This is a genomic window from Bifidobacterium sp. MSTE12, from assembly GCF_000513015.1.
GTDB lineage: Bacteria > Actinomycetota > Actinomycetes > Actinomycetales > Bifidobacteriaceae > Bifidobacterium > Bifidobacterium dentium.
In genome coordinates this window covers 253,043-279,997 of sequence record NZ_AZYA01000007.1, presented here as the reverse complement: position 1 = coordinate 279,997, position 26,955 = coordinate 253,043, and the positions used below count along the sequence as shown (strand labels likewise).

Here is a 26,955-nt window from a genome sequence, read left to right as displayed (position 1 = left end):
GCGGCTTATTCGGCCGGCTGAATAGTGTCTTTGTAGGTCGGTGAGCCGTTCTTCATTTCCAGCACGATGACCGATTTCTTCGGGGAGCCGTGCTTGTCAAGCGTGAATGCGCCGGTGACGCCGGAGAAGTTCATGCCGGCGATGGCGTTGCGGATGTCGGTGCGGGTGGCGTGTTCGCCTGCCTGCTCGATGGCCTGCTTGAACATGTAGACGGAATCGTATCCGAGCGCGGTGAAGGTGTTCGGCGACTCGCCGTTGTTGGCGGCCTTGTACGATGTGATGAACCGCTGCACCTTCTTGTTGGACTTGTCGTCCGGTGAATAGTGTGTGGTGTAGAGCACCTTATCGTAACGAGCCTTGTTGCCGGTGGTCTTCAAGCCGTCATAGCCATCGGGTCCCATGATGTAGCCGTCGTAGCCGACGGAGCGCGCCTGCGGCACGATATACGGACCAACGGCGGAGTAATAGTACGGCGCGTACAGGAATTCGGCTCCGGACGCCTCGATTTTCTGCAGCTGTGACGAGTATTCGGTATCGTCGGTGCTGGAAGAGTTCTCTTCGGCCACGACCTGAAGCCCGGCTTGCTTTGCGGCTGCCACGAATGCTTTGCCCACACCGGAGGAATAGGGATCGCCGGTGCCGTAGAGTACGGCCACCTTCTTGACTTTCAGGGTCTCGGCGGCGTACTTGGCCGCGATCTCGCCCTGATAGGAGTCTTTGAAGCATGTACGGAACAGGTATCCGCCGGTTTCCACGGAGTCGGCGGTGGCGGCAGGTGCGATGGATGGCATCTGATTCTGGTCGGCCAGCGGCGCCACGGCTCCGGAGGTCGACGAGATGGTCGGTCCCAGCACCGCAATGACGTTCTTCTCGCCTGCCAGACGGTTGAACGCATTGGACGCTTCGATGACGTCGCCCTTGTCGTCCATGGATTCAAGCTTGACCTGCTTGCCGAAAATGCCGCCGTTCTCGTTGATTTCCTTGATTGCAAGCTTGAAGCCGCTGACTTCGGATTCGCCATAGGCGGCGGCTGCACCGGAATTGGTGGTGACCGATCCGATGGTGATCACATCGTTGTCCGCGATGCTGCTGCTGTCGTTGCTTGACGCATACATGTTGCCGCCGGAACAGGCGGATACGGACAGCGTCGTCGCCGCTGCGAGACATAGCACGGCCAGCCTTTCGGCATATTTGAATCTCATGTGCCGTTCGTTCCCTTCTCGTCTACCAAGCGCAGTCCGTTATAGTACGGTTCTGCGGAATTGTCACGATTTTCCCGAAATAAGATATCGGGGTCTGCCGGTGTAGTCGTTGCGTACCCGGGTGTTGGCGAAGCCGTGCGCGTTCGCATAGGCGGCCAGACGCTCGCCCTGTGAAATGTCGTGTTCCATGACCAGCAGACCGCCTGGTCGCAGCAGTTTGCCTGCGCGTAGGATGATGCGTTCGGGAATCAGCGTGCCATCGGCGGAACCGCCGTACAACGCCATGTCGGGATCATAGTCGCGCACTTCCGGCTGTTCGGGTATTTCGCTGAGCGGCACATATGGAGGATTCGTGAGCACGATGTCGATGGTGCCGTCCAGTTGATGCAGTGTCGGCATCTGCGTGGCATCGCCGATTTCCAGATGATAATTGCCGATGATGCTGGGATGCGCTTGGGCCGTCTCATTGAGGTTACGCCGGGTCCATTCGGCGGTTCGCTCGCTTTTCTCCACGGCCCACACCTCGCTGCCCGGCACTTCCGTGACGACGGCCAGACCGATGGCGCCGCTTCCGGCGCACAGGTCGACCACACGGGCATGGTATCCGCCGTTGCGGGTGATCCAATCGATGCCTTCCTGCACGATCAGCTCGGTTTCCGGCCGTGGGATGAACACACCGGGACCGACCTTCAAGTCGAGATAGCGGAACGGCGCATGGCCGGTGATGTGCTGCAGCGGTTCGCGCCGGGCACGACGGTCGATCATCGCGTGGAATGCTTCGAGCGGTTTCACGGGATCCTCGGCCAGTCCGAGAAGCCCATCGCCCAGCAGCATGGTTTTGTTCACGCTCTGCAGATCAACGCCGAACGCCTCCGCGCACAGCAGTTTCGCATCATGTTCGGGTGTATCCACGCCTGCGGCGCGCAGCATGGCCGCGGCACCGCGGACGATGGTCGCCACGGTCTCGTCTCCGGTCGACCGCGCCGATGCGGGGAGGGGCTTCGCCACGTCAGTCACTCGAACCCTTACTTCTGATTGGCAAGACGGTCGGCCTCATCCGCCTGAATGTCACTGTCGATTACGGCCTGCAAATCGCCGTCAAGCACGGCGTCAAGATTGTAGGCCTTGTAATTGGTGCGGTGATCGACAATGCGATTCTCCGGGAAATTGTACGTACGAATACGCTCGGAACGGTCCAGCGAACGCACCTGCGAATGACGCATGTCGGCGGCCTGGGCCGCTTCCTCCTCATGCTTCATGGCAAGCAGACGGCTCTTGAGCACGCGCAATGCGGACGCACGATTCTGGATCTGGCTTTTCTCATCCTGCATGCTCACCACGATGCCGGTCGGAATGTGCGTCATACGCACCGCGGAATAGGTGGTGTTCACGGACTGTCCGCCCGGACCGGAGCTCATGAAGATATCGATCTTGAGATCCTTCGGATCGATATCGATCTCATCGTCATCCTCATCAGCTTCCGGGAACACGATTACGCCGGCCGCGGAAGTCTGGATGCGGCCCTGCGATTCGGTCACGGGGATACGCTGCACACGGTGCACGCCGCCCTCATACTTGAGCGATGCCCACACGCCGTCTTCCGGCGCAGGCGTTCCCTTGGCGCGGATGGCCAGCTGAACGTCCTTGACGCCGCCTAATTCGGTGGTGTTCTCGCTTTGCAGGGTCACTGCCCAGCCACGCTTTTCCGCATACCTCATATACATGCGCAGCAGGTCGCCGGCGAACAATGCGGCCTCCTCGCCGCCGGTGCCGGCCTTGATTTCCATGATCGTGTCGCGGGCATCGTCCGGATCGCGCGGAATCAACGCGGTGCGCAATTTCTCCTCGATCTCCGGCAATTCGCTTTCCAGTCGCTTGGCCTCTTCGGCGAAGTCCGGGTCTTCGGAAGCCATTTCCTTGGCGGCTTCCAGATCATCCTTCGTCTGCTTATAGGCGGTGTAGGCGGAGACGATTGCGCCAAGCTCGGCATGGCGACGACCCAGCTTGCGCATCTTGTCGGGATCCGATGCGACTTCCGGCTCGGCCATCTGCTGTTCGATATTGCGGTATTCCTCAAGCGCGGTGACCGCTGCGGGGAACTGTTCGTCTGCCAATGTACGCCTTTTCTTTACTTCATGATTTTCAGCGACTTGTTCACGGTTTTTCAGCGTCGCCGAAACCTACTCAACCTGTTCATCATATAAGGTGCCCCGGAAACGAAAAAACGCCAGTCCATAACGGGCTGGCGTTTTCATTGCCTAGGCAATAAGAATCACTTGGCCTTCTTGCCGTAGCGCTTCTCGAAGCGGGCCACGCGACCACCGGTGTCGAGGATCTTCTGCTTGCCGGTATAGAACGGGTGGCAGCTCGAGCACACGTCGACGGTCATATGATCGCTCTTGGCGGTGGAACGGGTCACGAAGGTGTTGCCGCAAGAGCAGGTAACCTGCACTGCGTGATAATCAGGATGAATACCCTGCTGCATAATTGTCTCCTAGAGATTCGGGGGACCCGGGTCGCAATGCCCCTATGGCAGAGCGTGAACCGGATAACCTTTGGGATTATAGCAGAAGGCCGGACTTTGTCTCATCTGTTCGCTGAGCGCTTCTTGGCCGGCGGTAAAACCGTGCCTGCCAATGCCCGGAGGGAATGGTGGGGCGTCACGGGCTTGAACCGTGGACCGGCGGATTATGAGTCCGATGCTCTAACCGACTGAGCTAACGCCCCACGTTGCAACATGCGAACATGCCAACTTGCCCAGTCTAGCAAACGGGTGGACTACTCCCGTTCGAGAAACTCCAGGGGATTGTCCACAAAGTTGCGCAGACCCACTTCGGCGGCCCCGATCAGGGCCGGCCGCGCCACGACATCGGCCATCATCACCCGGGCCTGCACCTCAGGGTACGACAGCGCCTGCGGTCGCACCATGCGTCCGATCCGACGGATCAGGTCGGGTTCGAAATGCGCCCATAGACCACCGAGCATCACGGTATCGATATCGCATACGTTGATGATCGACGCAATCACCGAGGCCATGGCCTCCAGGGCCTTCTCGACCACGGCCACGGCTTTGGAGTCGCGCTGGCGCCAATGGTCGATCAGCTCGTTGATCGATTCGCGCGTGGCCGCGGCATCGCTGCTGGCGATGCCGGCCGCACTGACCATCGACCGACGGCCTGCGTACACCTCCAGGCATCCGCGGCGACCGCAACGGCAGATCGGTCCGCGCATATCCACCGACACATGGCCGAGTTCGCCGCCGAACCCATGATCGCCCCGCACCACATGGCCGTCACGCACCACGGCGCCGCCGATGCCAACATCGGTGGACAGGTAGATGAAGGAGTCGGTCGGTTCGACCAGTCCGATTCCCCTGCGTTGCGTGGCATAACCGGGAATCTGCGCCAATGCGGCCGCATTCGCCTCGTTGTCGACTTTCGGATTGAGCCGGCGCACCACGTCGAAGGTCTTCAGGTCAAGATGCTCCCAACCAAGGTTGCGCGCTCCCAGCAGACGAGGGTCATCGGTGACCAGGCCCGGCAATGCGAGCCCCGAGCCGACCAGCGTATACCCCATACGGTCAAGTGACGCCTCCTGTGATTTTGCGAGTTCATCAAGATTGCGGAACACCTCGTCGGCATTGGCGTTCGTCATATCGGCATCCACCCACTGCTCGTCCACGGTGGTGCCGTTGATGTCGAGCACGGCGATGCCGTAGCCGTCGGTATTGACCTGCAGGCCGATGCCGCACAGCCGACCGCCTCGGATCAGCAACGGGATGCTGGGGCGGCCATATAGCGATTGTCCGGTGGGCACGCCCTCTTCCAGTACGCCGTTGTCCATCAGCAACGACACCAGCACCGACATGGTGGCTTTGGTCAGCCCCGTCTCCTTGGCGAGGTCGGCACGACTGAGCTGATCCGTGGCCCGCAATAGCGAGTCGAGCACCACGGAAAGATTGTGATTGCGCAGATCATCTTGGTTGATTCTTCTCAGCGAGGTCATCGACACTCCTTCCCGACGCGACTTTGCAAGGAAAGTACACCAAATCAGTTAGTCAAACCAATTTATGATGGTACACTGGACATTATAGTTCATTCATCTAACTAATAGAGCGTGGCCGACGTCCGTGTCCAATGACGCACGGCTCACGGCAAGGAGGCATAATGACCAGAAAACTCGTGGCCGGCGTCGATACCTCGACCCAATCCTGCAAGGTGCGCGTGACCGACGCCGAAACCGGAGAGCTGGTGCGTTTCGGTCAGGCGAAGCATCCAAACGGCACATCCATCGACCCTTCGTATTGGTGGGATGCGTTCCTTCAGGCCGCGGAACAGGCCGGCGGACTGGATGACGTCGAAGCCTTGGCCGTCGGCGGACAGCAGCATGGCATGGTGATTCTGGACAGGCAGGGCAACGTGATCCGTGACGCCATGCTGTGGAATGACGTAAGCTCCGCTCCGCAGGCCGCCGCCCTGATCGAAAAGATGGGCGCCGCCCCGGCCGTCGACGGCGAACCGGAAGATCCAATCGCCCGAGGCAAGCAACGCTGGGTCAAGGCCGTCGGCTCCTCCCCCGTCGCCTCCTACACGCTGACCAAGGTGGCCTGGGTTGCGGAAAACGAACCTGAGAACGCCAAGAAGATCGCGGCCGTCTGTCTGCCTCACGACTGGCTGAGCTGGCGCATCGCCGGCTACGGCCCGGTCGCCGAGGGTGAGGACGCCCATCTCGACGCCCTGTTCACCGATCGTTCCGACGCTTCCGGCACCATCTATTACGATGCCGCCTCCGGCGAATACCGCCGCGACCTGATCGCCATGGTGCTCGAGCCGGCCGAAGGCGATCAATCCGCCAAGGCGCATGCCGACGCCATCGTCCTGCCGACCGTATTGGGACCGCGCGACGCGGCGGCAGTCAAGGCCTCCCCCGCAATCGCAGGCGGAGACGTCGACGGCGGATGCCTGATCGCACCGGGCGGCGGCGACAACGCCATGGCTTCGCTGGGACTGGGCATGGCGGTCGGTGACGTATCCGTATCCCTCGGCACCTCCGGCGTGGCCGCAGCCATCTCCGAAAACCCGACCTACGATCTGACGGGTGCCGTCTCGGGCTTTGCCGACTGCACCGGCCATTACCTGCCGCTCGCCTGCACCATCAACGGCTCCCGCATTCTCGATGCCGGCCGCGCAGCCCTCGGCGTGGACTACGACGAGCTGGCCAAGCTGGCCTTCGCCTCCGAACCGGGGGCCGGCGGCATCACCCTGGTACCGTATTTCGACGGCGAACGCACCCCGAACCGTCCGGACGCGACCGCCACCCTTTCCGGTCTGACATTGGCCAACACCACCAAGGAGAACATGGCGCGCGCCTTCGTCGAAGGCCTGCTGTGCTCCCAGCGTGACTGCCTGGAGCTCATCCGTTCCCTCGGCGCCGAGATCAAGCGCATCCTGCTTATCGGCGGCGGCGCGAAATCCGAGGCCATCCGCACGCTCGCCCCAAGTATCTTCGGCATGGACGTGACCCGTCCGGCCACCGACGAGTACGTGGCCATCGGCGCCGCACGCCAGGCCGCCTGGGTGCTGTCCGGCGAAACCGAGCCACCGGCATGGAAGCTCACCATCGACGGCGTCGAAACCGGCGAGCCGACCCCAGCCGTCTATGAGGCCTACGCCAAGGCCCGCGGCTGATCCTCCGAAACGCACACGACGCACATTCGAAACGGGGCGGTACCTGACGTACCGTCCCGTTTCGACTATCATCGGCACATATACTCGAAAGACGGGTGGAATATGAACGACGGCTTCCGTATGAGGCTTTACGCACTGACCTGCATCGCATGCATCGCCTGGCTGGCGCAGTCCGTCACCTCCGCGCTGAAGGACGGCACGCTGACGACCGCCCCCAGCATCATCCTGATCATCTGCATCGCCGTGGCGGTGCTGTATACCGGCTTCAACGCGGCGCAACTATGGATTGCGCAAGGCCGTCAGCATGATGAGGGCAAATCCGAGGAATCCGACGAATCCTCCGACGATGCCGAGTGATGTCAGGTAACGAAAGGAATGTTGATGACTTCTCCGCTATCCATCGCCATGGCCGTGGTGCTTGGCATAATCTGCCTGGCCTCGGGCCTGCTGTTGGGCGCAATGCCGATGCAGAACAGCAAGATGACCGAACGGCAACGCCGCGTCTCTTCACTGCTGTGCTTCATCATCGCCATCGTGTACATCGTGCTGCTGTTCTCCGGACAGGATCTGGCCACATGGACGATGCTTGGCGGCATTTTCGCAGGCTTCGGCATCGGCAAGATCCCACCGGTACATAATTTCCTTGTTTCCAAATGGGATTTTCTCAAGCCTTATGAGCCGAAGAAATCCAAACAACGCAGGCGCAAGTAAAAAAAAACGGCAAACCGCAATCCATACGGGTTGCGGTTGTTCATTTGCCTATGGGCGCAACGAAAGAGGCGCCGCCCCTCCAAGAGGAGAGACGACGCCTTGCGGAGGAGGAGGAATCAGCCCTTCTTGCGCTTGCTGACCAGATCGTAGGCCACAGCCGCGATCACGACCAGGCCCTTGATGGTCTTGACCCAGGCTGCGTCAACGCCCATGATGGACAGGCCCTGGTTCAGCACGCCCATGATCAGAGCGCCGACCATGGCGCCCGGGATGGTGCCGATGCCGCCGGTGACCGCAGTGCCGCCGATGAAGCAGGCCGCGATGGCGTCCATCTCGAACTCCATACCGGTCTGCGCGGTTGCGGATGCCAGTCGGGACAGGGTGATGACGGCTGCGATGGAGGTCAGGAAGCCCATGTTCAGGAAGATCTTGAAATCGGTCGCCTTGGTGTCGATGCCGGAAAGGATGGCCGCCTTGCGGTTGCCGCCGACGGCGTAGACGTTACGACCGTAGACGGTGCGGTTCAGTGCGAACCAGTACACGCCGATGAGCACGCCGATGATGAGCATCACGATCGGGATGCCGCCTTGGGTGGCGTTGCCGGAGCAGGCCAGCAGGTAGGTCACGTAGGCGATTGCCGCGACGGCGATGACCAGCTTGAGGACCACGAAGCTCATCGGCTGGACCGGAAGGCCGTTCTTGATGGCATTGTTGCGCTTGTGCAACTGCATCCAGATGACGAGCACAATGGCGACGACTCCCACGATGATTGCGTTGCTGGAGAAGTCTCCCCAGAATCCGAGGACGTTCGGCAGGTAATCCTTGGAGATGGCGCGGAAGGTCGGATCGGAGACCGGAATGGATTCGCCGGCGACGACGGTGGCGAGGCCACGGAAGATCAGCATGCCGCCCAAGGTGGTGACGAAGCCCGGAACGCCGACGTAGGCGACCCAGAAGCCGTGCCATGCGCCGATGGCCAGACCGATGACGATCATCAGCACGATGGCGAGGAACCAGTTCAGACCCCAATTCTTCATGGCCAGTGCGCCGACGCCGCCGATGAAGGCGACCACCGAGCCGACGGACAGATCGATGTGGGTGGCGATGATGACCATCAGCATACCTATCGCGGCGATGAGCACGTAGGCGTTCTGCTGGAACAGCGCGACCACGTTGTTCGGATTGAGCAGGCGGCCGCCGGTGAGGATCTGGAATACGATGATCACCACAACCAGCGCGAAGAAGATGCCGTAGGAGCGAGCGTTACCGAGCAGCAGCTCCTTGAGGGACTGGGTTTCTACCTTGTCGTCGCCCTTCTTGACGGCGGCGGAATTTGCAGCTGACATTTGAATGCGTTTCCTTTCACGGTTCAAGTCACGGTTCAAGCCCGTCATTGGACTTGAGGATTTCAGGCTTTCAGGCGTATACCTTGCTCGGATCGATCGGAACCTCGGCGGTCATGTAGCGCATCAGCTCCTCCTGATTGGTGCTCTTGGCATCCACATTGGCGGTGATCGTACCGTTGCACATCGTGTAGATGCGGTCGCAGATGCCGAGCAGTTCCGGCAGTTCCGAACTGACCACGATCACGGCCGAACCCGCGTCGGCAAGCTGGTCGATGATCTCGTAGATGTCGTATTTCGCGCCGACGTCGATGCCTCGCGTCGGTTCGTCGAGAATCAGCACCTTGGGATTGGTGGCCACCCACTTCGCAAGCACGACCTTCTGCTGGTTGCCTCCGGAGAGGTTGCCCGAGGGCATTTCTATGGTCGGCGCCTTGGTGCGGAATTCGGTGCGGTACTTTTCGGCGACCTTCTTCTCCTGGGTCTCATCGATCACCCCGAACCTGCTCAGTGCCTTGAGGCTGGCCAGCGAAGTGTTGCCGCGGATGGTATCCATAAGGTTCAGGCCGTAGACCTTGCGGTCCTCGGTGGCGTACGCCACACCGTTGTCGATGGCGCTGCGCACGGACGGGAAGTGCACTTCCTTGCCTTCCAGATACAGTGTGCCGGTGGCGTGGGTTCCGTACTGGTGGCCGAACATGCTCATCATGGTTTCGGTGCGCCCGGCACCGACAAGGCCCGCGACGCCTACGATCTCGCCCTTGCGTACGTTCATGCACACGTCCTTGGACACGAGACGGTTCTCGTCGAGCGGATGGTGACACTTCCAGTTCTCGATGCGGAACATCTCGGCGCCGATATGCGACTGGTGGTCCGGGTAGCGGTTGGTCAGCGGACGGCCGACCATGTCGCGGATCAACGCATCCTGGTCGAGCGGATGTGCGGCGTCGATGTCGATATGGCTGATGGTCTGGCCATCTCGAATGACCTGCACCGCATCGGCGGAGGCCGCGATCTCATTGAGCTTGTGCGAGATGATGATGGCGGTGATGCCGTGTTCCTTGCGCAACTGGTCGATCAGGTCGAGCAGTTTGAAGGAATCCTCATCATTCAGGGCCGCGGTCGGCTCGTCGAGAATGAGCAGCCGCACATCCTTGGTCAAGGCCTTGGCGATTTCGACGAGCTGCTGCTTGCCGACGCCGATGTTGGCGATCAGGGTGTCCGGGTTTTCGTTGAGCCCCACCAGATTCATCACGCGCAGGGCTTCCTTGCGCTGGGCGTCGGTGTCGATGGCGATGCCCTTCTTGATCTGATTGCCCAGGAAGATGTTCTCTTGGATCGACATATACGGCACCAGGGCAAGTTCCTGATGGATAATCACGATACCCTTGCTTTCGGAATCGCGAATGGTCTTGAATTTGCAGGTCTCGCCGTCGTAGACGATATCGCCTTCATAGGTGCCGTACGGATACACGCCCGACAGCACGTTCATCAACGTCGATTTGCCGGCGCCGTTTTCACCGCAGATGGAGAATATCTGGCCACGTTTCACGGTGATATTCACATCCTTGAGCGCAGTGACCGGGCCGAAACGCTTGACGATATGATTCATCTGCAGAATCACGTCATTATTGGTAGCCACAGCAACCTCCTCCGTTGCGTCATTGCTTCACGATTGCTTACTGACTTTCGGGGAACACGAGAGCGCCGCTCCGGCGCGGTGCAGGCGCGGCGCTCGCCTTGTTCCGTAAGGACCCGCTACTCGAGTCCCGCATCCTTGGCGGAGATGTAACCGCCGTCCACGAGAACCTCCTTCAGGTTGGTCTTGTCGACGGAGACCGGGGTCAGCAGCTGGGTCGGCACATCCTTGGTGCCGTTGTTGAAGGTGTCCTTGGCTTCCGGCTCCTTGCCGTCGACCAGGTCCTTGATCATCTGCGCGGTGGCCTTGGCCAGCTCGCGGGTATCCTTGTACACGGTTTCGGACTGCTTGCCCTTGACGATGGCCTGAACGTTGGCCTTCTCGGCGTCCTGACCGGTGATGACCGGGTAGTAGTCCCAGCCTGCGCCTTCGACGGCGTTCACGGTACCGAGGGCTTCGGCGTCGTTCTGGGCGAGGACCGCGTCAAGCTTGGTGCCGTCGTTGTAGAAGGAGTTGATGCGGTTCTCCATTTCGTTCTGGGCCTTCTGACGATCCCAGTTGTCGATGCCGATGGACTGCCATTCGCTCTCGTCGGCCGGAACCTTGCCGGACTTGGCCTGCAGCACGCCGGACTTGTAGTACTTGCCGAGCACGGACCATGCGCCCTTGAAGTAGTAACCCGCGTTGTTGTCGGTCGGGGAACCGGCCATGAGCTCGACGTTGAACGGCCCCTTCTTGCCGTCCTTGAGGCCGAGGGCCTTTTCGATGTACTCGCCCTGCATCTTGCCGACTTCCTCAAGCGAGAAGGTGGCGTAGTAGTCGACGGCGTCGGTATTCATGATCAGGCGATCGTAGGCGATGATCTTCGCGCCGTTGGACTGGGCCTGCTCGCAGGCCGCGCCGGTGGAGGTGCCATCGATGGATGCGACGACCACGTAATCCATGCCGTTGTTGGCCATGTTCTGAATCTGGGAGGTCTGCAGATCGGTCTTGCCATCCGCATACTGCAGGGTGACCTTGTAGCCGTAGCCTTCAAGCTGCTTCTTCAGGTTGGAACCGTCGATCTTCCAACGCTCGAGCATCTGCTCCGGCATGGAAATGCCGATGTTCACATCGGAAGCGTCTTTGGATGAGCTGGAGCCGGAGTTGCTGCTGCGGGAGCTTCCACAAGCAGCCAGAGGGATGAGCATTGCGGTTGCGGCAACGGCAGCGATGGCCTTGGTCCACTTGTTCATGAGATTCCTTTCGCCGATGAAACTGAATCTTGCGATTTCTCTTCCTTGAGAACCACATGTTCTTTCATGTGGTCTAGCAACAATTCTAGCACTTAGTTCATTGATTAAACATATTGTTTCGCCATTTCCATTGGAAACGCCGAAATTCCAACGCAATTTAGTGCATTCATCTAACTTACTAAGTGGCGATTCAGTAACAGCTATCTCATTGCAAAAGTAGCGATATCGATCTTCTGTTTCATGCCTTTCAAATATTTATCAGTGCGCAAACTGTACGAATATCGCAACACGCCGACATGGAGCTGATATGACAACATACCGCCCTTGCACCCCTCTTGACCATGAAGCCTCCGCCCCACTCCTACGTCAGATGATGCCTTCGACCTCACGGAAGGCGGGATCATGATCGGGAATCTCACGGATCACGCGGGCCGGATTACCCACGGCTATGGAATTTTCGGGAATGTCATGCGTCACCACGGAACCGGCGCCGATGATGGAGTTCGAGCCGATGGTCACGCCCGGCGTCACGGTCACGTTTGCGCCGAACCACACGTTGCTGCCGATGGTGACTGGCGAGGCGCACTCCCAACCGGCCAGGCGGGTGGCGGCATCCTTGGCGTGGTTTGGGGTGGCGATGGTGCAGCGCGGACCAATCAGGCAGTTCTCGCCAATGGTCACATAGCCACCGCCGCAAATCATGAAATCCTTGTTGATAAACGTGTCGCGGCCAATCCTGAGCCCGATGCCGTAATCGACCGTGAACGGCGGCGTGAATTCCACGCCTTCGCCCGCCTCCGGAATGAGTTCGTGGAACAGGCGGTATGCCTCACCCGGATCATCGAAGAAGATCCGATTGATCCTTGCACAGACACGCGCCGCCTCACCGGTGTATTTCGGCAAGGACTTCGACTTGCGGTACTGCGTCGGCCTGCCGCCGAACAGTCTGGACAGTTCCTCGTCAGAGTTGATCAGCGCTTCCGCATCCCGTGCCATATCCTCTCCCGTCTTCCGTTTCCCGCGTATGTTGTGAGCGTTCACGCAACATATTATTTCGACCATCTAACAAATTGGCGAATCGGCGGCAGAGGTATCGATTCCCCGCCTGCCGCCTCAAAGAGCCACAGCTATTCGCAGTCAGGAAGTTCCTTGTAGTCGAAGTAGTCGAATTCGGCCGTCAAGCCGTAACCGGACAGGTCCACGCAGGCAAGGCCGACGAATGCTCCGGTAAAGAAGCCGCCATATCGCTGCACGACGTAATCATCAGAGAGGATCTTAGCGTCCAGTCGCACCGGAATCTCAGTGAAATGCTCGCCGTCGAAGGAGTATTCGTAGGAATAGTATTCCGTCCGTACCTTGGTGCGCAGCCATACGGCTTCGGCATCCCGAGGCACTTCGATGGCGTTGTCTTTGAGGAACGAGGTGTACTGGTTGAAGTCGTTCTGCGCCACTTCGATGACGCGCGTTCCGCGTCCCTCATCCCAGGTCACGAACGCCCATGACCAGCACAGGTCGTCGTAATAGTTCGTCAGTCCGGCCATCTGCATGTAGTTGTTCGGGTCGAAACGCACCTTCGTCTCGGCATCGAAGTCGAACGCCTGCCAGCGGCGGGCCACCATCGACTGTTCGAATGCATTGCACAGGGATCCCTGTCCTCGCAACGTCAGTTTGCCGCCGCCGACCCTGCCCATGGCTTCGGTGAACGGCACACGTACGGTGTTCCAGTTCACGCCAAGCATGTCGGATTCGAATTCGTCATGTTCGTCGCGACTTGGTGGAGCCGCGGTTTCAATGGCATCCTTTGGAGCGTCCACATACCGTTGACCTGCACGGCCTCCGACCACGCGAGGCCAGCCATCCTCATCCCACTCCACCTTTTGAATGGAGGTTTCGCGCCCAAGCGTGCACCAGCCGCGCACGCCATGCGACGGTTCGATGGCATGACGCCACGGGCGACCACATAGGGACGCGTAATACCACTCCCCTGATGGCGTGTCCACGAGCGCACCATGTCCCTGCTTTTGCAGGTAGAAGTCAGGAGTGTCGTAGTTACCGATGAACGGACCGTCAGGCATGGCCTCGAAGGAATGGTCGTCGAGCGTACGCGAGCGGGCCACGGATTCCTGATGCTCATATTGGGTGCCGCCTTCGGCCGCAAACAGGTAATACCAACCGTCCTTCCTGTACAGGTGCGGGCCTTCCACCACCTTCACCGCGGTACCGTCCCAGATCGTTCGTGCCGTTTCCGGCTTGAGCCGCATGGCATCCACATCGAATTCGGTAAGCGTGATGCCGTTGAACGAATGATGATATTCGCGGAAATCCCAAGTCTGCTGCACAAGGTACTTGCGCCCGTCATCGTCGTGGAACAGGCTGGAATCGAAGCCGACGCCGTTGATGCGGATCGGATCGCTCCACGGCCCACGGATGTCGTCGGCGGTGACCAGGTAGTTGACGCAGTCCTTGAATGCGCCGTTGACCACCTTCACGTCGGTGTAGACGAGCCAGAATCTGCCATCCGCATAGCTCAGGTCGGGAGCCCAGATCCCACCGGATGATGGATTGCCCTTCATGTCAAGCTGACTGACGCGACTCAACGGGCTGGGCAATGCGTTCCAATGCACCAGATCCTTGGATTCGTGCAGGCGCACGCCAGGAAACCATTCAAAGGTGGAATTGGCAATGTAGTAGGTGTCGCCGACTCGGATCATCGACGGATCGGCGTGGAAGCCGGTGAGTACGGGGTTGGAAATCTGCATAATGGTAGGGTTCCTTTCGCTCTCAGCCCTTGACCGCGCCGGCAAGGCCGCCGACGATTTTCTTCTGGAAGATCGTGAAGCAGATCAAGGCGGGAATCATGGAAAGCGACGTGAACGCCAGCACCTGAGCAGTGTCCACGGAATGTTGCGAACTGAACATCTGAACGCCCAACGGCAACGTATACTTGCTCGAATCATTGAGCAGGAACAACGGCAACATATACGCATTCCAACTACTGACGAACGTCAGAATGGCCACGGTAGCCACGCCGGGGCCACTTAGCGGCAGCACCATCCTAAAGAAGAATCCCAGTCGTGAGCAACCATCAAGTTCGGCGGCCTCCTCAAGTTCCAAGGGAATCGATTTCAAAAAAGGAACCATGATGATGATCGCCTGGGGAAGCCCGAAGGCAATCTGAGGCAGAACAATGCCGAGGTGGCTATTGATCAGGTGCAGATTGCGCAGCAAGAGGTACAACGGCGTGATGGCCACCGTGATCGGAAACATCATTCCCGCAGCAAACAGTGAATACAAGGCCTTATTGAGCCTGAAACGGTACCGTGCGATGACAAAGCTTACCATGAGCGCCAGGGCCACGACTCCCACCATGGTTCCCAAGGAGACGACGAGCGAGTTGACCAGTTCGCTCCAGAACGTGTTCGAAGCGAACACCGTCTTATAGTTTTCAAAATTCCACGGGTTCGGCATCCCTGCAGGGTCGCGCGTGATTTGCGAATTCGTCCGGAAACCGCCGATGATGATATACACTACCGGCGTCACGCAAATCAGAACCAATACAAGGGACAGAACGTACACAATGGGATGGCCCCAGGGAGTCTTTGACGATTTCCTCAACGCATACGGGTCGTGCGTATTGCCTCGAGCGTTCGGGCCGCTCGTTTGAGATACGGTAGTCATGCTCATGCCACCTCGCTTGTTACGATTGTTCCACGTGAACGTTTCCCGCGCTTGCCATCCGTCAAAGCGCCATCCAGGTCACGGTTCATGACAATATGCTGATATGTCAGCGCGATGACCAAGGAAATGACGAAAATCACCACAGCCACCGCGGAACCATATCCGTAGTTATTTGCCAAGCGCCCTTCTCGAACCATGTATGTCGCCATTGTGGAGGTGCCTGCGGTCGATGACACGTACTGTCCCCAGATGATGTACACCAGATCGAACAACTGCAAGGAGCCGATGATGGACATAAAGGCCCACATACGAATCGTCGGCCCCAGCAGAGGCAGCGTAATGCTCCATTGCTGCCGCCAGAATCCGGCACCATCGACTTTTGCCGCCTCATACAGGTCTTCAGGGATCGACTGCATGCCAGCAATCATGAGAATGACGGCGAAGCCGATATATTTCCACGAAATGATGAACATAAGGGTCCATATCGCTATCTTCGGATCGGCAATCCAATCAGCGCCGCTGATGCCGAATTTCGCCAATACCGCATTCACCGCGCCGGTCGGTTGCAGCATCAGGCTCCAACCCGTGCCAACGATGACTTCCGATACGACGTATGGCACGAAAATCAGGGTCCGAATCAGAGCACGGCCTTTAAATTTCTGGTTCAGCAGGAGAGCGAAAAGAATGGCCAGGGGGCCTTGGATCACCAAGGAAGCGACGACTACGAAAAGCGTATGGCCGAGTGCCTCCTGAAAGTTCGGATCCGTGAGAATGATCTTGTAATTCTCGAATCCGACGAATTGGCCGTTGACCTGCGGCTTCCCATATCCCTTCCATCGAAAGAAGCCGTAATATGCCGCCATAATCACAGGAAGAATCACAAAACCGAGGAACATCACTAGGGCAGGAATCGAAAGCACTCCAATCTCGAAATGCTTACGAGCCGTATCCGACAGACCATTCGGTCGAATCCCGCTTTGATCGCAACGCTTTGACATGGGTGAAATCTCCTCTTTGCGCTGTGGGGACCTGCCCACTTCCGGCAAGCCCCCACATCCGGTCGATATCGTCAGCCTTTGGCAGCCGCTTTCTCAACACCCTTGACGATGTCTTCGGCGCTGCCTTTGCCGGCCATCATGTTGACCACACCCTCATTAAGGGCGTTGCCGATGTTCTGTCCGAACACCGTGTCCAACCACATGGAGACCGAAGACGCATTGTCGTACACCGACAAAACCTGCTTCAATGCGTCACTGGTCACCGCATCCTGCGCCTCCTTAGAAGCTGGAATCGTAGCAAATGCCTTGGCGAACTTCTCCTGCCATTCCTTCTCCGAAATGAAATTCAGGAAATCGACAGCCTCTTCAGGTGCCCAAGCGCCTACGGTCATGCCATCGGAACCGCCCATAATCGCGCTGGGATCACCCTGTCCGCCTTCAACGGTGGGAAAAGCGAAATACCCAAGATCCGCCATATCCTTCTTGTCGGGAGTGAGGTCACGGACCACACCCGGTTCCCAACCTCCCATAAGCTCCATGGCAGCCATATGGTTGGCAAGAAGACCTGCGGATGAGCTTGCGCCCTGTTGCGCCGACGTGGTCAGAAAGCCATCATTGAATGCATCAAAATCAAGCAACTTCTGAACATCATCTCCCGTTCTGGTCCAGCAAGAATCACTGAAATCCTTGGTGGACTGCGCCTTTTCAAACGTATCGGCCGAGCACTCACGAAGGGCGAACCAGTACCACCAATGCGCGGCGGGCCAGGCGTCCTTGCCACCTACGGCAATCGGCGTAATGCCTGCATCCTTGAGTTTCTGCACTGCCGTCGCAAATTCGCTCCAAGTCGTCGGAACCTCGGTGATTCCGGCCTTGGCAAACAAATCCTTGGAATACCAGATTCCGCCGGGGAGCACGGATTGCGGAACACCATAGATCTTTCCATCGATGGTATCCGCGGCAAGTGCCGTCTTCATCTGGGTCTTAACGGTATCGGAAATCTTATCGGTCAGGTCCATCGCCTGGCCTGCCTCAACTACATCACGCAACTTTTGACCGCCGCGTGCAAGAAAGACGTCCGGCGCCGAATCAGGATCCTGCAAGGCCGTCTGGAGCTTGCCATCCATATCTTCATTCTGAATGGCTTCGATCTTGATATGAACGTTGGGATTCTTCTTCTCATAAGCGGCAGCGGCGTCTTCCCAGAACTTCTTGCCGTCACCGGTGGTGGAATTCTCCCACACCACAATTTCGGTCTTTCCTCCGGAGCTGGAATCAGTGGAGCCGCAGGCTCCCATGCCCAGTATGGTGGCCACGGCCAGTGCGGCCGCGGCAGCGGTTTTGAACTTCATTGTCTTCTCCTTGTTATGAATCGCCATCGATACTGACGGCATCGAAAGAACGAAAGCTTCGAAAGCGCATATCAACGATGGATTGGCGAACAGCTGATGAAACGTTCGCAACGCATATCAGCTTGGGAAGATGGAATCGGCCTTTGATTCATCTTGCCTCGAAATTTTCGTTTTAATTTCGTTGTATCACTAGGATAATTGAATAATATATTGCGAGTCAAATTAATATACTCACCAAACTAACTTCAAAAATCGTTGATATTTCAACGAATCCAATACATCCACATAATCCGAAAGTTTCGAAATCCGTAATTCGAAACTTTCGCTCTCCAAGCGTATAGAATGATGTCAGAAGGAGACCCACTCATGGTTCGTAAAGCAACAGAACATGGCAAACAGTCAATCAGACTGGCCGACATCGCCAAGGAAACCGGCTACTCCCTCGCCACGGTATCCAAGGCGCTCAACGGACGTGCGGACGTATCCGAAGCAACCAGACAGACCATCAACGCCGTCCTCAAAAAATACGGCTATTCACGCAAGGCGACAACCGGCAAAAAACAAAAACTCATCGAAATCGTCTTCCAGGACTTCGATAACGTCTGGGCCCTGGAAGTCATGCGCGGCGCCATTCGGGAAGCCAAACTGCATGACCTCAGCGTCATCACCACGGAGGGCGGCGACCGTCGGCATCCCGACTCGACCTGGATCGACAACATGTTGCGCAGGCAAATCGCCGGCGCCATCCTCGTTTTCTCCAACCTGACCCGCATCGAACGGAACAAACTGCATTCCCGCGGCATTCCCTTCGTTCTGTTCGACCCATTCGGAGACCCGGATCCGGCCACATTGTCCGTACAGGCGGACAATTGGACCGGTGGCGTGATCGCCACCCGACATCTGCTCGCCCTCGGACACCAACGTATCGGCATCATCACCGGCCCGGAGGAAATGATGTGCTCCAAAGCGCGTCTCGACGGATACACGTCCGCCCTTGCGGAACACGGCATCTCCGCCGACCCTGAACTCATCACCGAAGGCGACTTCACCACCCCGGGAGGTTACGCGCAGGCCATCTCGCTACTGGAAAACCCACACAGGCCGACCGCCATCTTCGCCGGCAGCGACCTGCAAGCGATGGGCGTGTACGAAGCTGCCAGACAGCTCGGACTACGCATTCCGGAGGATTTGTCGGTCGTCGGCTTCGACGACGTGCAGACGGCATCCTTCCTCGGTCCGGCATTGACCACCGTCAAACAGCCTCTGCAGGACATGGCTCGCGCCTCGGTACGCATGCTCGTCGAAGCGCTGACCACCGATGACGTACTGCAACCGCACGTCATCATGCCCACGTCGCTGGTGGTGCGTAATAGCACGCAGCAGTTGAACCAATAGTCAGGCCGGAACGGTCGAGCCGCGCCATCCCGCGCATATACCTCGACCTAATCGGACAATCCCGCCATACAGCCAACAAAACCACCCGCCCATTCCGCACTCAGGAACCGCGCATCGAATTCGGCCAGAACCCGGCCATCATCCGCACAATCGTCATCATGGGACAAGTCGGCACCAACCGGCCGCACGTCTTCCGCCACAATGACCATAAGACGACTGTCCGCAAAACGGACCATAACACGAGATAACGGGACGCCCGACAGTTCGACTCGAGAACGAACGATCCGCCCGTCACCGACATGCAGCAAGGACATCACGGCGTCATCCGCCAACGTGAATGTCGCATAATTGGCGGAATCCTGACGGATCACCAGAGAGCCGAACTCCGGCAACGGCATCAGACACGGCAATTGCGCGATTCTTCGGTAACGCACGGCCGTCTCGCCGCGAATGAAAACCTCATCCGAAACGCGCTGCCGGATATCCAGCAGCATTGCCTTCGATTCGGCGGCGGCCTGCCCGACATGCGCAACCATATGCGCATGCCCTTCCTCGCTCAATTCCATCGTAATCGAGTCGGGAAGGCGCCCGATGCCCGCACCGGTCACCGGCCAACCCGGGTCATTCTCCGCCAAAATTGAAGTCTCATCCCCTCGCGACTTCCAATCAGCGGAATCATGCTCCCATCGCACGGGAGTGACGAAGCTCTCCCTGCCCAAGTAGCTCAGCAGCTCACCCGGAGTCTCACCCGGAGTCTCGCCCGCAATCTCACGCACACCCAGACACACCATCCACCAACCGAATTGCGGATGCTGCAGCAAATCCGCATGACCGACGCATTGCACCAGTTCGGACATGCCCCAATGACGATGCGTGAGTATCGGATTCTTCCTATCGGCATGAAACGCGCGAATCGCATTGCCCAAGTAGCACCGTTCGCCTTCGCGCACCGACGGTATCCGCTCCCCCACTTCGACGGCCATACGTTCATACTTGGCGAACGCTTCAGCCAAACCATTCGGAGCATACATCCGCATGGCCATCTCACTGTGTTCGAAACCCGTACCGCCCTCAGCCGTCAGCAGATATACGTAATCACCGATACGGTACAAATGCGGCCCTTCGGCCCATACCGCCTCCATACCGTATCCACGCCAGATAATCGTCTTCCCTCGGCCAGCCGGAGCCCCATCTTCGAGTAATGACCAGGAATCCGCATCAATGCGTTGGGTCCAGATTTCGGCCTGTCCCTCCCACTGCGGATGAATGGCGGGTCTGGTCTGCGTCCAATACACATTGCCGTCCCGGTCCTCGAACACATCCGGATCAATGCCCTCCGCACCGGAAATCCAGAACGGGCCACGCCAAGGTCCCTCAATCGCGTCGGCTTCGATGATGAAATTACCTGCGGACCGTATCGCATCATCCAGTTCCGACCGTGCACACCCCGCCGCAATCGCCTTATCCATGTCGATGCGGGCCACCGTGGAGGCGATCACATATTTGCCCGCGATGCTGCGCAAGGTCGGAGCATAGACGCCACCCGAATCCTCAACGAACGGAATCAGCAGACGTCGGGCCATATCGGCATCGATGGCATCGGCCACATGGCTCCAATGCGAAAGGTCTTCGGACACATGGATCGGCAGACCGGGAACACATTCGAATGAGGAATTGACAAGTACGACCTGCCCACGAAGGTCATCCCAGATCCAACTTGGATCGGGATACATGCCACTGAGAATCGGATTGGTGATGGTTGTTGCTGCAATCGTCATGGTTCGCGCCTTTGCGGACGGATCTCGCGGTAAAGAATCGAACATCTCGAAGTGATGCGTACAACGGAAAATCGCCTGCGGGCTATGCTGCCCCGCAGGCGACCTTCTTGGAAGGAGTATCAGGAGAGAAAGATCGGAGGGAACCGGGGCACGATGCCCCGGTTCGCCTTACACGGCCCCGTTGCAGTCGGGCCGGACTGTGCGATTCAGTGATGAATCATGGGTTCGGACGAACCCGGACCTCAACTCAGGCCTCGGCCAGAGCCTCGACCATGTAGTTGTTGATCGTGGCCTTGACGGACTCAAGATGATCGGACTTGGTGGACTCGATGAGCTTGGCCTGCGGGATGTCCAGAGCGTACTCTTCGAGGGAAGCCAGGGTCGCGGTGCCGTCTTCGATGGTCGCGCCGATGCCGGAGTCGTAGGAGCTGTAACGCTCGGCCTGCAGGTTCTCGATGAACTTGTCCTCGTGCATCTTGGCGGCAACCAGGAGGCCTGCGGCGAAGGAATCCATACCAGCGATGTGGGAGCGGAACAGATCCTCGGCGTAGAAGGAGGTACGGCGCGGCTTGGCGTCGAAGTTCAGGCCACCGTGAGGGCCGATCTGACCAGCGGCGAAGACTTCCCACATGACGGTGGAGGTCTCGTACAGGTCGGTCGGGAACTCATCCATGTCCCAGCCGATGAGCTTGTCGCCCTGGTTGGCGTCGAGGGAGCCGAGCACGCCGGCTTCACGGGCGGTACGGATTTCGTGCTGGTAGGTATGGCCGGCCAGGTTGGCGTGGTTGCCTTCCAGATTCAGCTTCATGAAGTCGATGTCGTAGGTCTTCAGGAAGGCGATGGCGGTGGATGCATCGAAGTCGTACTGGTGCATCGTCGGCTCCTTGGCCTTCGGTTCGATCAGGAACTGGGCATCCAGGCCGATCTCCTGAGCATACTCATGGCACATGTGGAAGAACTTGGCCATGTGCTCCTGCTCACGCTTCATCTGGGTGTTCCACAGGTTCTCATAGCCTTCGCGGCCGCCCCAGAACACATAGTTCTCGGCGCCCAGACGCTTGGCGATCTCGAGGGAGTGCTTCAGCTGGCCACCGGAATATGCGTAGATGTCGGCGAACGGAGAGGTGGAGGCGCCGGAGACGAAACGCGGGTTGGTGAACAGGGAGGAGGTGTTCCACAGCAGCTTGACGCCGGTGGACTTCATGTTCTCCTCGATCTTGTCGACGATCTTGTCGAGGTTGGCGTCGGTCTCGCGCAGGGTGTCGCCTTCCGGAGCGATGTCGCGATCATGGAAGCAGAAGTATTCGACGCCGAGCTTCTGGAAGAACTCGAAGGCGTAATCGACCTTGGCCAGAGACTGATCCATGGCATTGGAGTACTTGCCGTACCACGGGCGCTGGGAGGTGCCAGTGCCGAACGGATCGACGAGCTCCTGATCGAAGGTGTGCCACCAAGCGACGCCGAAGCGCAGCCAATCCTTCATCTTCTTGCCGGCGACGACCTTATCGGCGTCGTAGTAGTGGAAAGCCAGACCTTCCTGCGGTCCCTTTTCGCGACCGACATACGGAATCTTATCGATATCCCACAGACCCATGGGGTGCTCCTTTGCTGTTGGTTTTTACTTTGGTAAAGCATTCTTCCCGGCGGACTTCCGCCCGTCTTGATGTACATAATAAATTCATCTACCTAAGTTTGTCAATTCGCTGAACTATTCGGCGTTTCCGTTGGAAAACAGCCGAATGCCCGCGCAATGCTAAAGTAGCCATGTTTGTTGCAGCATCACACATGCCGCGAAGATGCGCGAAGGAGTTGATACCATGTACGAAAACGTCGACACCACCTGCGTGCAGGGAGGCTACCAGCCAGGCAACGGCGAATCCCGCACGCCACCGATCATTCAGGCGACGACCTTCAAATACCAATCCAGCGAACAGATGAGCCGGCTGTTCGACCTATCCGAAGCCGGATACTTCTATACTCGCCTGCAGAATCCGACCAACGACACCATCGCCGCGAAAATCTGCGAGATGGAAGGCGGCGCCGCCGCGATGCTGACCTCATCCGGCCAAGCGGCGAACTTCTTCGCCTTGTTCAACATCTGCAACAACGGCGACCACATCGTAGCCTCCTCCGCAATCTACGGAGGAACCTTCAATCTCATCAACGTGACCATGCGCAAGATGGGCATCGAATGCACGTTCGTGAGTCCCGAATGCACCGAGGAGGAACTCGAGGAGGCGTTCCGGCCGAACACCAAGGCAGTGTTCGGCGAATCCATTTCCAATCCGGCGCTTATCGTATTGGATTTCGAGAAGTTTGCGAGCGCCGCGCACCGCCATGGCGTGCCGCTGATCGTCGACAACACCTTCCCGACGCCGATCAACTGCCGACCGTTCGAATACGGCGTGGACATCGTGACCCACGCCACCACCAAATACATGGACGGCCATGGCTCCTGCGTGGGTGGCGCGATCGTGGATTCCGGCAACTTCGATTGGATGGCGCATGCGGAGAAGTTCCCCGGCCTGACCACGCCGGACGAGTCCTACCATGGCGTGACCTACGCGAAGGAGTTCGGCAAGGCGGCTTACATCACCAAGGCCACCGCACAGCTCATGCGTGATTTCGGCTCCACGCCGGCCCCGATCAGCTCGTGGATCATGGGCATGCACATGGAATCGTTGGGCGTACGCATGGAACGCCATTGCGCGAACGCGCTGGCCGTGGCCCGGTGGCTGGATGCCGATTCGCGCATCAGCTGGGTGAGCTACCCGGGGCTCGAAGGTGACAAGTACCATGCGCTGGCCGAGAAGTACATGCCGAACGGCACTTGCGGTGTGATTTCCTTCGGCGTGCCGGGCGGACGCGAGAAGGTCTCCGCATTCCTCGACCACCTGAAGATGGTGTCGATCGCCACGCATGTGGCCGATGCGCGCAGCTGCACGCTGTATCCGGCGGGCACCACGCATCGTCAGCTTACCGACGAACAGCTTGAGGAAGCCGGCGTGGGCATCGATCTGGTGCGTCTGAGCTGTGGCATCGAAAACGCAGCCGACATCATCGCCGATCTCGATCAGGCCCTAGCCTCCATACAGTAGACGGATTCAAGGTAGCGCTATTTCGCTTATAGATGGCGGATACCAACCGACCGGCAAACATAAAACAGAGGAAAGATGCCCCCTAAGCCGGCTATGCCGGCTGGTATCCGCCATCTATAAGCAAGATAACCATTCATCCGTGCTTCCTACGCCCGTCAACGATCTCCCTCACGATCATTCGATCGCGCAATTTCACCGGCTTGGCCGAATGCCGCGACATCCTCTGGGCCACACGTTCGGCCAACATCTCCTGGGATGACTCATCCGCGAGATTCTCGGCGGTCACCTGAACATACAGCCACCCTTCATCCTCCAATGCCTCGCGCCTTTTGATATCCGCCAACCATTGGGAGGCATGATGACGACCATCGTATTCAACGATGACCTTCAAATCGGGATAAGCCATGTCAGCAAGGAACATCTGCGAAGACCTTCCGATTCTGATGGGGTGGTTCACTTCCGGGCAGGGAAGTCCGTAGCGCATCAGAGCGATTCTCGTTCTCGTCTCCTGAGAGGAATCCGTATCCTCCCTCATCAGGCGGATGGCCCTTCTCATCTTTGTGATCCCCCGTATGGCCCGGGTTCTTTTCAGGTCAGCATACCGCTCAAGATCATCAAGCCGGTCGACATACAACTGGAAATCCTCAAGCCCGGCCCTTTTCAAACGCCCATTGCGCCGCATCATTGAATCCCCCAACACGACCAGTTCCTCGTCTTCCAGCCGATTGGCATGCATCGCCCAAGTCGTCACGGGGTCGGTACAGCGCAAGCGGCCAGGATAAGCCGAGACATGATTCTGCGGCCCGGGCCAGAGCACCAGACGCACATCCCGCAACACCGTACGAGAACCATTACTTCCGATCACCGCATACAGCCCATCGGCAAGACCACTGCCATGTGGATATCTGGGCCGCTCGATACCCTGCAAATCCAATGCGGTGCCCAAGGCGAAGACCAACTGCCTGCCGGTCCTTCGCTGCGCCGCCAGGCATCGTTCGACGGTTCGGGCCCTTGCCATCGCAAGTTCCTCCGAATACTGTGCCCCATTGCCCATACACAAAAGGTAAAGGAGCCGACAATGCACTGTCTACAGACCCCTAAAAACTTGTGGATAAGTGGATAACGAACGGCGCACGGAATCGTTGAACGGTATCGTGGGCACAACGGGCCCACTCAACGGAAAAGAGGACGCATGAGCAAGAAGACAAGTCTGAAAGGCCTACGATTCGTAGGCACGGACACGTCAGTCGATCTCGAAATCGAAGATGGTCGGATCGCCAAGGTCAACCCATCCGATGATTTCTCAAACACATGGGTCATTCCCGGACTATGGGACCGCCACACGCACTTCACCCAGTGGTCGTACACCCTGGGACGATTGGATCTGATTGAGGCCCGCAGCGCCGAAGAGGCCCTTGACATGCTCCGCGAACATTTGGACGCACGGCGCGCGAAGGGCACGCTCAATCCGGACCAATACGTGGTCGGCATGCGGTTCAGACACTCCCTGTGGGCCGATGACGCGCAGCCGACGCTGGCTTCCATCGACGCCGTCACGGGAAATCAGCCGGTCGCCCTGTCCAGCGCCGACATGCACTGCGGCTGGGTGAACTCCGCCGCCGCCGAAAAGCTTGGCGTGCACGTCGACGAATCTGGATTGGTCGGGGAGCTGGAATGGTTCGACGCCTACTGCAAGCTTGACAAGGGGCCGAACGCCGCCAGTGAACTGATGGGATTCCTACGCAACGCCGAGCTCGACGCCGCACGCAAAGGTGTGGTCGGTATCCGCGACTACGAAATGGCCGAAAACATCGGCACTTGGATCGACCGATTCGCGCAGGGCCTTGATGGACTTCGAGTTCAGGCCGGCGTGTATCCGGAGCGCCTCCGGCAGGCCATCGATGACGGATGGCACACCGGGGACGAACTTCCCGGAAGCCATGGCCTTGGGCACGTCGGCGCGATGAAGATGATCTCGGACGGATCCTTGAACACTCGTTCCGCCTACTGTTCCACACCATACTCAGGCGTCACTCCGGAAACATTCGGAACCTTGAGTTATACGCCGGAACAGATCGAATCCTACATGCGATTGGCCACCGAGCATGGCTTCGACATCGCCTGCCATGCCATCGGGGATAAGGCGAACACCATCGTACTCGACTGCGCGGAGCGTACTCATGCCCATGGTTCCATCGAGCACGCCCAGATGCTTAAGCAAAGCGATATCCCGAGGTTGGCGCAACTTGGTCTCGCCGCGAGCATCCAGCCGCAGCATGCCATGGATGACCGCGACGTCATCACTCGATTCTGGGGCAATCCGGCCGGGGTTCCTTACGCATTCAACGCATTGCACGAAGCCGGAACGAAACTTCTTATGGGTTCCGACGCGCCGGTCGCGCCTCTCGACCCATGGTTGGCTATTTCCGCCGCCGTGTTCGGTACGGAAAGCTCCGACCGGGAACCGTTCCAGCCGGAACAGTGCCTTGACTTCGAACACGCCCTCGCATCGTCCACCGCACAGGGGCGCACGGATCTGCGGGTCGGAGACAACGCCGATCTGGTGCTGCTCGACCGCGACCCAAGCATCATCGATGAACCGGAATCCATGCAGGCCATGCCCGAACACATAGTCGGTACCATGCTAAGCGGGCGCTGGACCTACCAGCGTTGACAGCATCTCGCTTATAGATGGCGGATAATCCACGAGACCCTATGGTTAGGGGGTACGTTTTCTGTGTTTTTAACCCTAAACGCAACGTGGACCCGCCATCTATAAGCGATATAGGGAACTACACCGTACGTACAATGAGGAAATCCGTCACGCGGAAGGAAGGAA

Annotated in this window: 22 protein-coding genes and 1 tRNA gene; 6 read left to right on the top strand and 17 right to left on the bottom strand. The window is 58.5% G+C overall.

Translation table 11 applies throughout. The annotated features are described in order from the left end of the window. Positions 1-5 precede the first annotated feature (5 nt). The 6 genes from HMPREF1494_RS02050 to HMPREF1494_RS02025 all read right to left on the bottom strand — a co-directional run bounded on the left by HMPREF1494_RS02050 (position 6) and on the right by HMPREF1494_RS02025 (position 5,207). Positions 6-1,202 carry an ABC transporter substrate-binding protein gene (locus HMPREF1494_RS02050; protein WP_003837087.1) on the bottom strand — a complete coding sequence of 399 codons (1,197 nt, stop codon included), beginning with the start codon at positions 1,200-1,202 and terminating at the stop codon, positions 6-8. Between the two features lie 63 nt (positions 1,203-1,265). After that, complete coding sequence (prmC, locus tag HMPREF1494_RS02045) at positions 1,266-2,132, bottom strand: peptide chain release factor N(5)-glutamine methyltransferase (RefSeq protein WP_192917632.1); 867 nt, start codon at positions 2,130-2,132, stop codon at positions 1,266-1,268. A gap of 95 nt (positions 2,133-2,227) precedes the next feature. After that, positions 2,228-3,316: a peptide chain release factor 1 gene (prfA, locus tag HMPREF1494_RS02040; protein WP_034519020.1), complete on the bottom strand. Its 1,089-nt coding sequence runs from the start codon at positions 3,314-3,316 to the stop codon at positions 2,228-2,230. Between the two features lie 158 nt (positions 3,317-3,474). After that, positions 3,475-3,687: a 50S ribosomal protein L31 gene (rpmE, locus tag HMPREF1494_RS02035; RefSeq protein ID WP_003837091.1), complete on the bottom strand. Its 213-nt coding sequence runs from the start codon at positions 3,685-3,687 to the stop codon at positions 3,475-3,477. A 165-nt stretch (positions 3,688-3,852) separates the two neighbouring features. Continuing rightward, positions 3,853-3,929, bottom strand: a tRNA-Ile gene (locus HMPREF1494_RS02030). A gap of 51 nt (positions 3,930-3,980) precedes the next feature. Next, positions 3,981-5,207, bottom strand: coding sequence for an ROK family protein (locus HMPREF1494_RS02025; protein WP_034519012.1), 1,227 nt, complete (start codon positions 5,205-5,207; stop codon positions 3,981-3,983). Between the two features lie 161 nt (positions 5,208-5,368). Between HMPREF1494_RS02025 and HMPREF1494_RS02020 the strand changes: the two genes are divergently transcribed. The 3 genes from HMPREF1494_RS02020 to HMPREF1494_RS02010 all read left to right on the top strand — a co-directional run bounded on the left by HMPREF1494_RS02020 (position 5,369) and on the right by HMPREF1494_RS02010 (position 7,600). Next, positions 5,369-6,889, top strand: coding sequence for a xylulokinase (locus HMPREF1494_RS02020; RefSeq protein WP_012901922.1), 1,521 nt, complete (start codon positions 5,369-5,371; stop codon positions 6,887-6,889). A gap of 102 nt (positions 6,890-6,991) precedes the next feature. Then, positions 6,992-7,246 carry a hypothetical protein gene (locus HMPREF1494_RS02015; RefSeq protein ID WP_034519009.1) on the top strand — a complete coding sequence of 85 codons (255 nt, stop codon included), beginning with the start codon at positions 6,992-6,994 and terminating at the stop codon, positions 7,244-7,246. A 24-nt stretch (positions 7,247-7,270) separates the two neighbouring features. Further along, positions 7,271-7,600, top strand: a complete 330-nt coding sequence (locus HMPREF1494_RS02010) for a hypothetical protein (RefSeq protein ID WP_012901920.1) — start codon at positions 7,271-7,273, stop codon at positions 7,598-7,600. A 116-nt stretch (positions 7,601-7,716) separates the two neighbouring features. Here HMPREF1494_RS02010 and mmsB read toward each other — a convergent pair whose 3' ends face one another. The 8 genes from mmsB to HMPREF1494_RS01970 all read right to left on the bottom strand — a co-directional run bounded on the left by mmsB (position 7,717) and on the right by HMPREF1494_RS01970 (position 17,845). Then, complete coding sequence (gene mmsB, locus HMPREF1494_RS02005) at positions 7,717-8,946, bottom strand: multiple monosaccharide ABC transporter permease (protein ID WP_003844893.1); 1,230 nt, start codon at positions 8,944-8,946, stop codon at positions 7,717-7,719. A 70-nt stretch (positions 8,947-9,016) separates the two neighbouring features. After that, complete coding sequence (locus HMPREF1494_RS02000; RefSeq protein ID WP_206690093.1) at positions 9,017-10,555, bottom strand: sugar ABC transporter ATP-binding protein; 1,539 nt, start codon at positions 10,553-10,555, stop codon at positions 9,017-9,019. Between the two features lie 146 nt (positions 10,556-10,701). Then, the gene (locus HMPREF1494_RS01995) at positions 10,702-11,817 is read right to left on the bottom strand and encodes a substrate-binding domain-containing protein (RefSeq protein WP_034518993.1); all 1,116 of its coding nucleotides are present in this window, start codon (positions 11,815-11,817) and stop codon (positions 10,702-10,704) included. A gap of 366 nt (positions 11,818-12,183) precedes the next feature. Next, positions 12,184-12,813 (bottom strand): sugar O-acetyltransferase, encoded by a 630-nt coding sequence (locus tag HMPREF1494_RS01990; protein WP_012901918.1) that lies wholly within the window; start codon positions 12,811-12,813, stop codon positions 12,184-12,186. Between the two features lie 131 nt (positions 12,814-12,944). Continuing rightward, positions 12,945-14,576 carry a glycoside hydrolase family 43 protein gene (locus HMPREF1494_RS01985; RefSeq protein WP_034518990.1) on the bottom strand — a complete coding sequence of 544 codons (1,632 nt, stop codon included), beginning with the start codon at positions 14,574-14,576 and terminating at the stop codon, positions 12,945-12,947. Between the two features lie 22 nt (positions 14,577-14,598). Continuing rightward, on the bottom strand, positions 14,599-15,501 hold the full coding sequence (locus HMPREF1494_RS01980) for a carbohydrate ABC transporter permease (protein ID WP_081724085.1): 903 nt from the start codon (positions 15,499-15,501) through the stop codon (positions 14,599-14,601). Beyond that, the gene (locus HMPREF1494_RS01975) at positions 15,498-16,493 is read right to left on the bottom strand and encodes a carbohydrate ABC transporter permease (RefSeq protein ID WP_034518988.1); all 996 of its coding nucleotides are present in this window, start codon (positions 16,491-16,493) and stop codon (positions 15,498-15,500) included. The genes HMPREF1494_RS01980 and HMPREF1494_RS01975 overlap by 4 nt, the downstream gene beginning before the upstream one ends. 71 nt (positions 16,494-16,564) lie before the next feature. Further along, complete coding sequence (locus tag HMPREF1494_RS01970) at positions 16,565-17,845, bottom strand: ABC transporter substrate-binding protein (RefSeq protein ID WP_081724084.1); 1,281 nt, start codon at positions 17,843-17,845, stop codon at positions 16,565-16,567. 366 nt (positions 17,846-18,211) lie between these two features. Between HMPREF1494_RS01970 and HMPREF1494_RS01965 the strand changes: the two genes are divergently transcribed. Beyond that, positions 18,212-19,240: a LacI family DNA-binding transcriptional regulator gene (locus tag HMPREF1494_RS01965; protein ID WP_003844891.1), complete on the top strand. Its 1,029-nt coding sequence runs from the start codon at positions 18,212-18,214 to the stop codon at positions 19,238-19,240. A gap of 47 nt (positions 19,241-19,287) precedes the next feature. Here the strand turns inward: HMPREF1494_RS01965 and HMPREF1494_RS01960 are convergent, their stop codons facing one another. Both HMPREF1494_RS01960 and xylA read right to left on the bottom strand, forming a co-directional pair. Continuing rightward, the gene (locus HMPREF1494_RS01960; RefSeq protein WP_034518981.1) at positions 19,288-21,018 is read right to left on the bottom strand and encodes a glycoside hydrolase family 43 protein; all 1,731 of its coding nucleotides are present in this window, start codon (positions 21,016-21,018) and stop codon (positions 19,288-19,290) included. Between the two features lie 247 nt (positions 21,019-21,265). Beyond that, positions 21,266-22,612 (bottom strand): xylose isomerase, encoded by a 1,347-nt coding sequence (gene xylA, locus HMPREF1494_RS01955; RefSeq protein ID WP_034518967.1) that lies wholly within the window; start codon positions 22,610-22,612, stop codon positions 21,266-21,268. Between the two features lie 223 nt (positions 22,613-22,835). On the opposite strand from xylA, the gene HMPREF1494_RS01950 reads away from it, so the two are divergent. Further along, positions 22,836-24,116 carry an O-acetylhomoserine aminocarboxypropyltransferase/cysteine synthase family protein gene (locus tag HMPREF1494_RS01950; RefSeq protein WP_034518964.1) on the top strand — a complete coding sequence of 427 codons (1,281 nt, stop codon included), beginning with the start codon at positions 22,836-22,838 and terminating at the stop codon, positions 24,114-24,116. Between the two features lie 133 nt (positions 24,117-24,249). Here HMPREF1494_RS01950 and HMPREF1494_RS01945 read toward each other — a convergent pair whose 3' ends face one another. Continuing rightward, the gene (locus tag HMPREF1494_RS01945) at positions 24,250-25,134 is read right to left on the bottom strand and encodes a DUF559 domain-containing protein (RefSeq protein ID WP_003844958.1); all 885 of its coding nucleotides are present in this window, start codon (positions 25,132-25,134) and stop codon (positions 24,250-24,252) included. A gap of 174 nt (positions 25,135-25,308) precedes the next feature. On the opposite strand from HMPREF1494_RS01945, the gene HMPREF1494_RS01940 reads away from it, so the two are divergent. Continuing rightward, positions 25,309-26,790, top strand: a complete 1,482-nt coding sequence (locus HMPREF1494_RS01940; protein WP_034518958.1) for an amidohydrolase — start codon at positions 25,309-25,311, stop codon at positions 26,788-26,790. Positions 26,791-26,955: the final 165 nt, after the last annotated feature.

Excerpts from the sequence above, each read along its gene's own strand:
- HMPREF1494_RS02050 (WP_003837087.1), bottom strand. The coding sequence starts at position 1,202 with ATGAGATTCAAATATGCCGAAAGGCTGGCCGTGCTATGTCTCGCAGCG.
- prmC (WP_192917632.1), bottom strand. The coding sequence starts at position 2,132 with ATGCTGCGCGCCGCAGGCGTGGATACACCCGAACATGATGCGAAACTG.
- rpmE (WP_003837091.1), bottom strand. The coding sequence starts at position 3,687 with ATGCAGCAGGGTATTCATCCTGATTATCACGCAGTGCAGGTTACCTGC.
- HMPREF1494_RS02025 (WP_034519012.1), bottom strand. The coding sequence starts at position 5,207 with ATGACCTCGCTGAGAAGAATCAACCAAGATGATCTGCGCAATCACAAT.
- HMPREF1494_RS02020 (WP_012901922.1), top strand. The coding sequence starts at position 5,369 with ATGACCAGAAAACTCGTGGCCGGCGTCGATACCTCGACCCAATCCTGC.
- HMPREF1494_RS02015 (WP_034519009.1), top strand. The coding sequence starts at position 6,992 with ATGAACGACGGCTTCCGTATGAGGCTTTACGCACTGACCTGCATCGCA.
- HMPREF1494_RS02010 (WP_012901920.1), top strand. The coding sequence starts at position 7,271 with ATGACTTCTCCGCTATCCATCGCCATGGCCGTGGTGCTTGGCATAATC.
- mmsB (WP_003844893.1), bottom strand. The coding sequence starts at position 8,946 with ATGTCAGCTGCAAATTCCGCCGCCGTCAAGAAGGGCGACGACAAGGTA.
- HMPREF1494_RS02000 (WP_206690093.1), bottom strand. The coding sequence starts at position 10,555 with ATGAATCATATCGTCAAGCGTTTCGGCCCGGTCACTGCGCTCAAGGAT.
- HMPREF1494_RS01995 (WP_034518993.1), bottom strand. The coding sequence starts at position 11,817 with ATGAACAAGTGGACCAAGGCCATCGCTGCCGTTGCCGCAACCGCAATG.
- HMPREF1494_RS01990 (WP_012901918.1), bottom strand. The coding sequence starts at position 12,813 with ATGGCACGGGATGCGGAAGCGCTGATCAACTCTGACGAGGAACTGTCC.
- HMPREF1494_RS01985 (WP_034518990.1), bottom strand. The coding sequence starts at position 14,576 with ATGCAGATTTCCAACCCCGTACTCACCGGCTTCCACGCCGATCCGTCG.
- HMPREF1494_RS01980 (WP_081724085.1), bottom strand. The coding sequence starts at position 15,501 with ATGAGCATGACTACCGTATCTCAAACGAGCGGCCCGAACGCTCGAGGC.
- HMPREF1494_RS01975 (WP_034518988.1), bottom strand. The coding sequence starts at position 16,493 with ATGTCAAAGCGTTGCGATCAAAGCGGGATTCGACCGAATGGTCTGTCG.
- HMPREF1494_RS01970 (WP_081724084.1), bottom strand. The coding sequence starts at position 17,845 with ATGAAGTTCAAAACCGCTGCCGCGGCCGCACTGGCCGTGGCCACCATA.
- HMPREF1494_RS01965 (WP_003844891.1), top strand. The coding sequence starts at position 18,212 with ATGGTTCGTAAAGCAACAGAACATGGCAAACAGTCAATCAGACTGGCC.
- HMPREF1494_RS01960 (WP_034518981.1), bottom strand. The coding sequence starts at position 21,018 with ATGACGATTGCAGCAACAACCATCACCAATCCGATTCTCAGTGGCATG.
- xylA (WP_034518967.1), bottom strand. The coding sequence starts at position 22,612 with ATGGGTCTGTGGGATATCGATAAGATTCCGTATGTCGGTCGCGAAAAG.
- HMPREF1494_RS01950 (WP_034518964.1), top strand. The coding sequence starts at position 22,836 with ATGTACGAAAACGTCGACACCACCTGCGTGCAGGGAGGCTACCAGCCA.
- HMPREF1494_RS01945 (WP_003844958.1), bottom strand. The coding sequence starts at position 25,134 with ATGGCAAGGGCCCGAACCGTCGAACGATGCCTGGCGGCGCAGCGAAGG.
- HMPREF1494_RS01940 (WP_034518958.1), top strand. The coding sequence starts at position 25,309 with ATGAGCAAGAAGACAAGTCTGAAAGGCCTACGATTCGTAGGCACGGAC.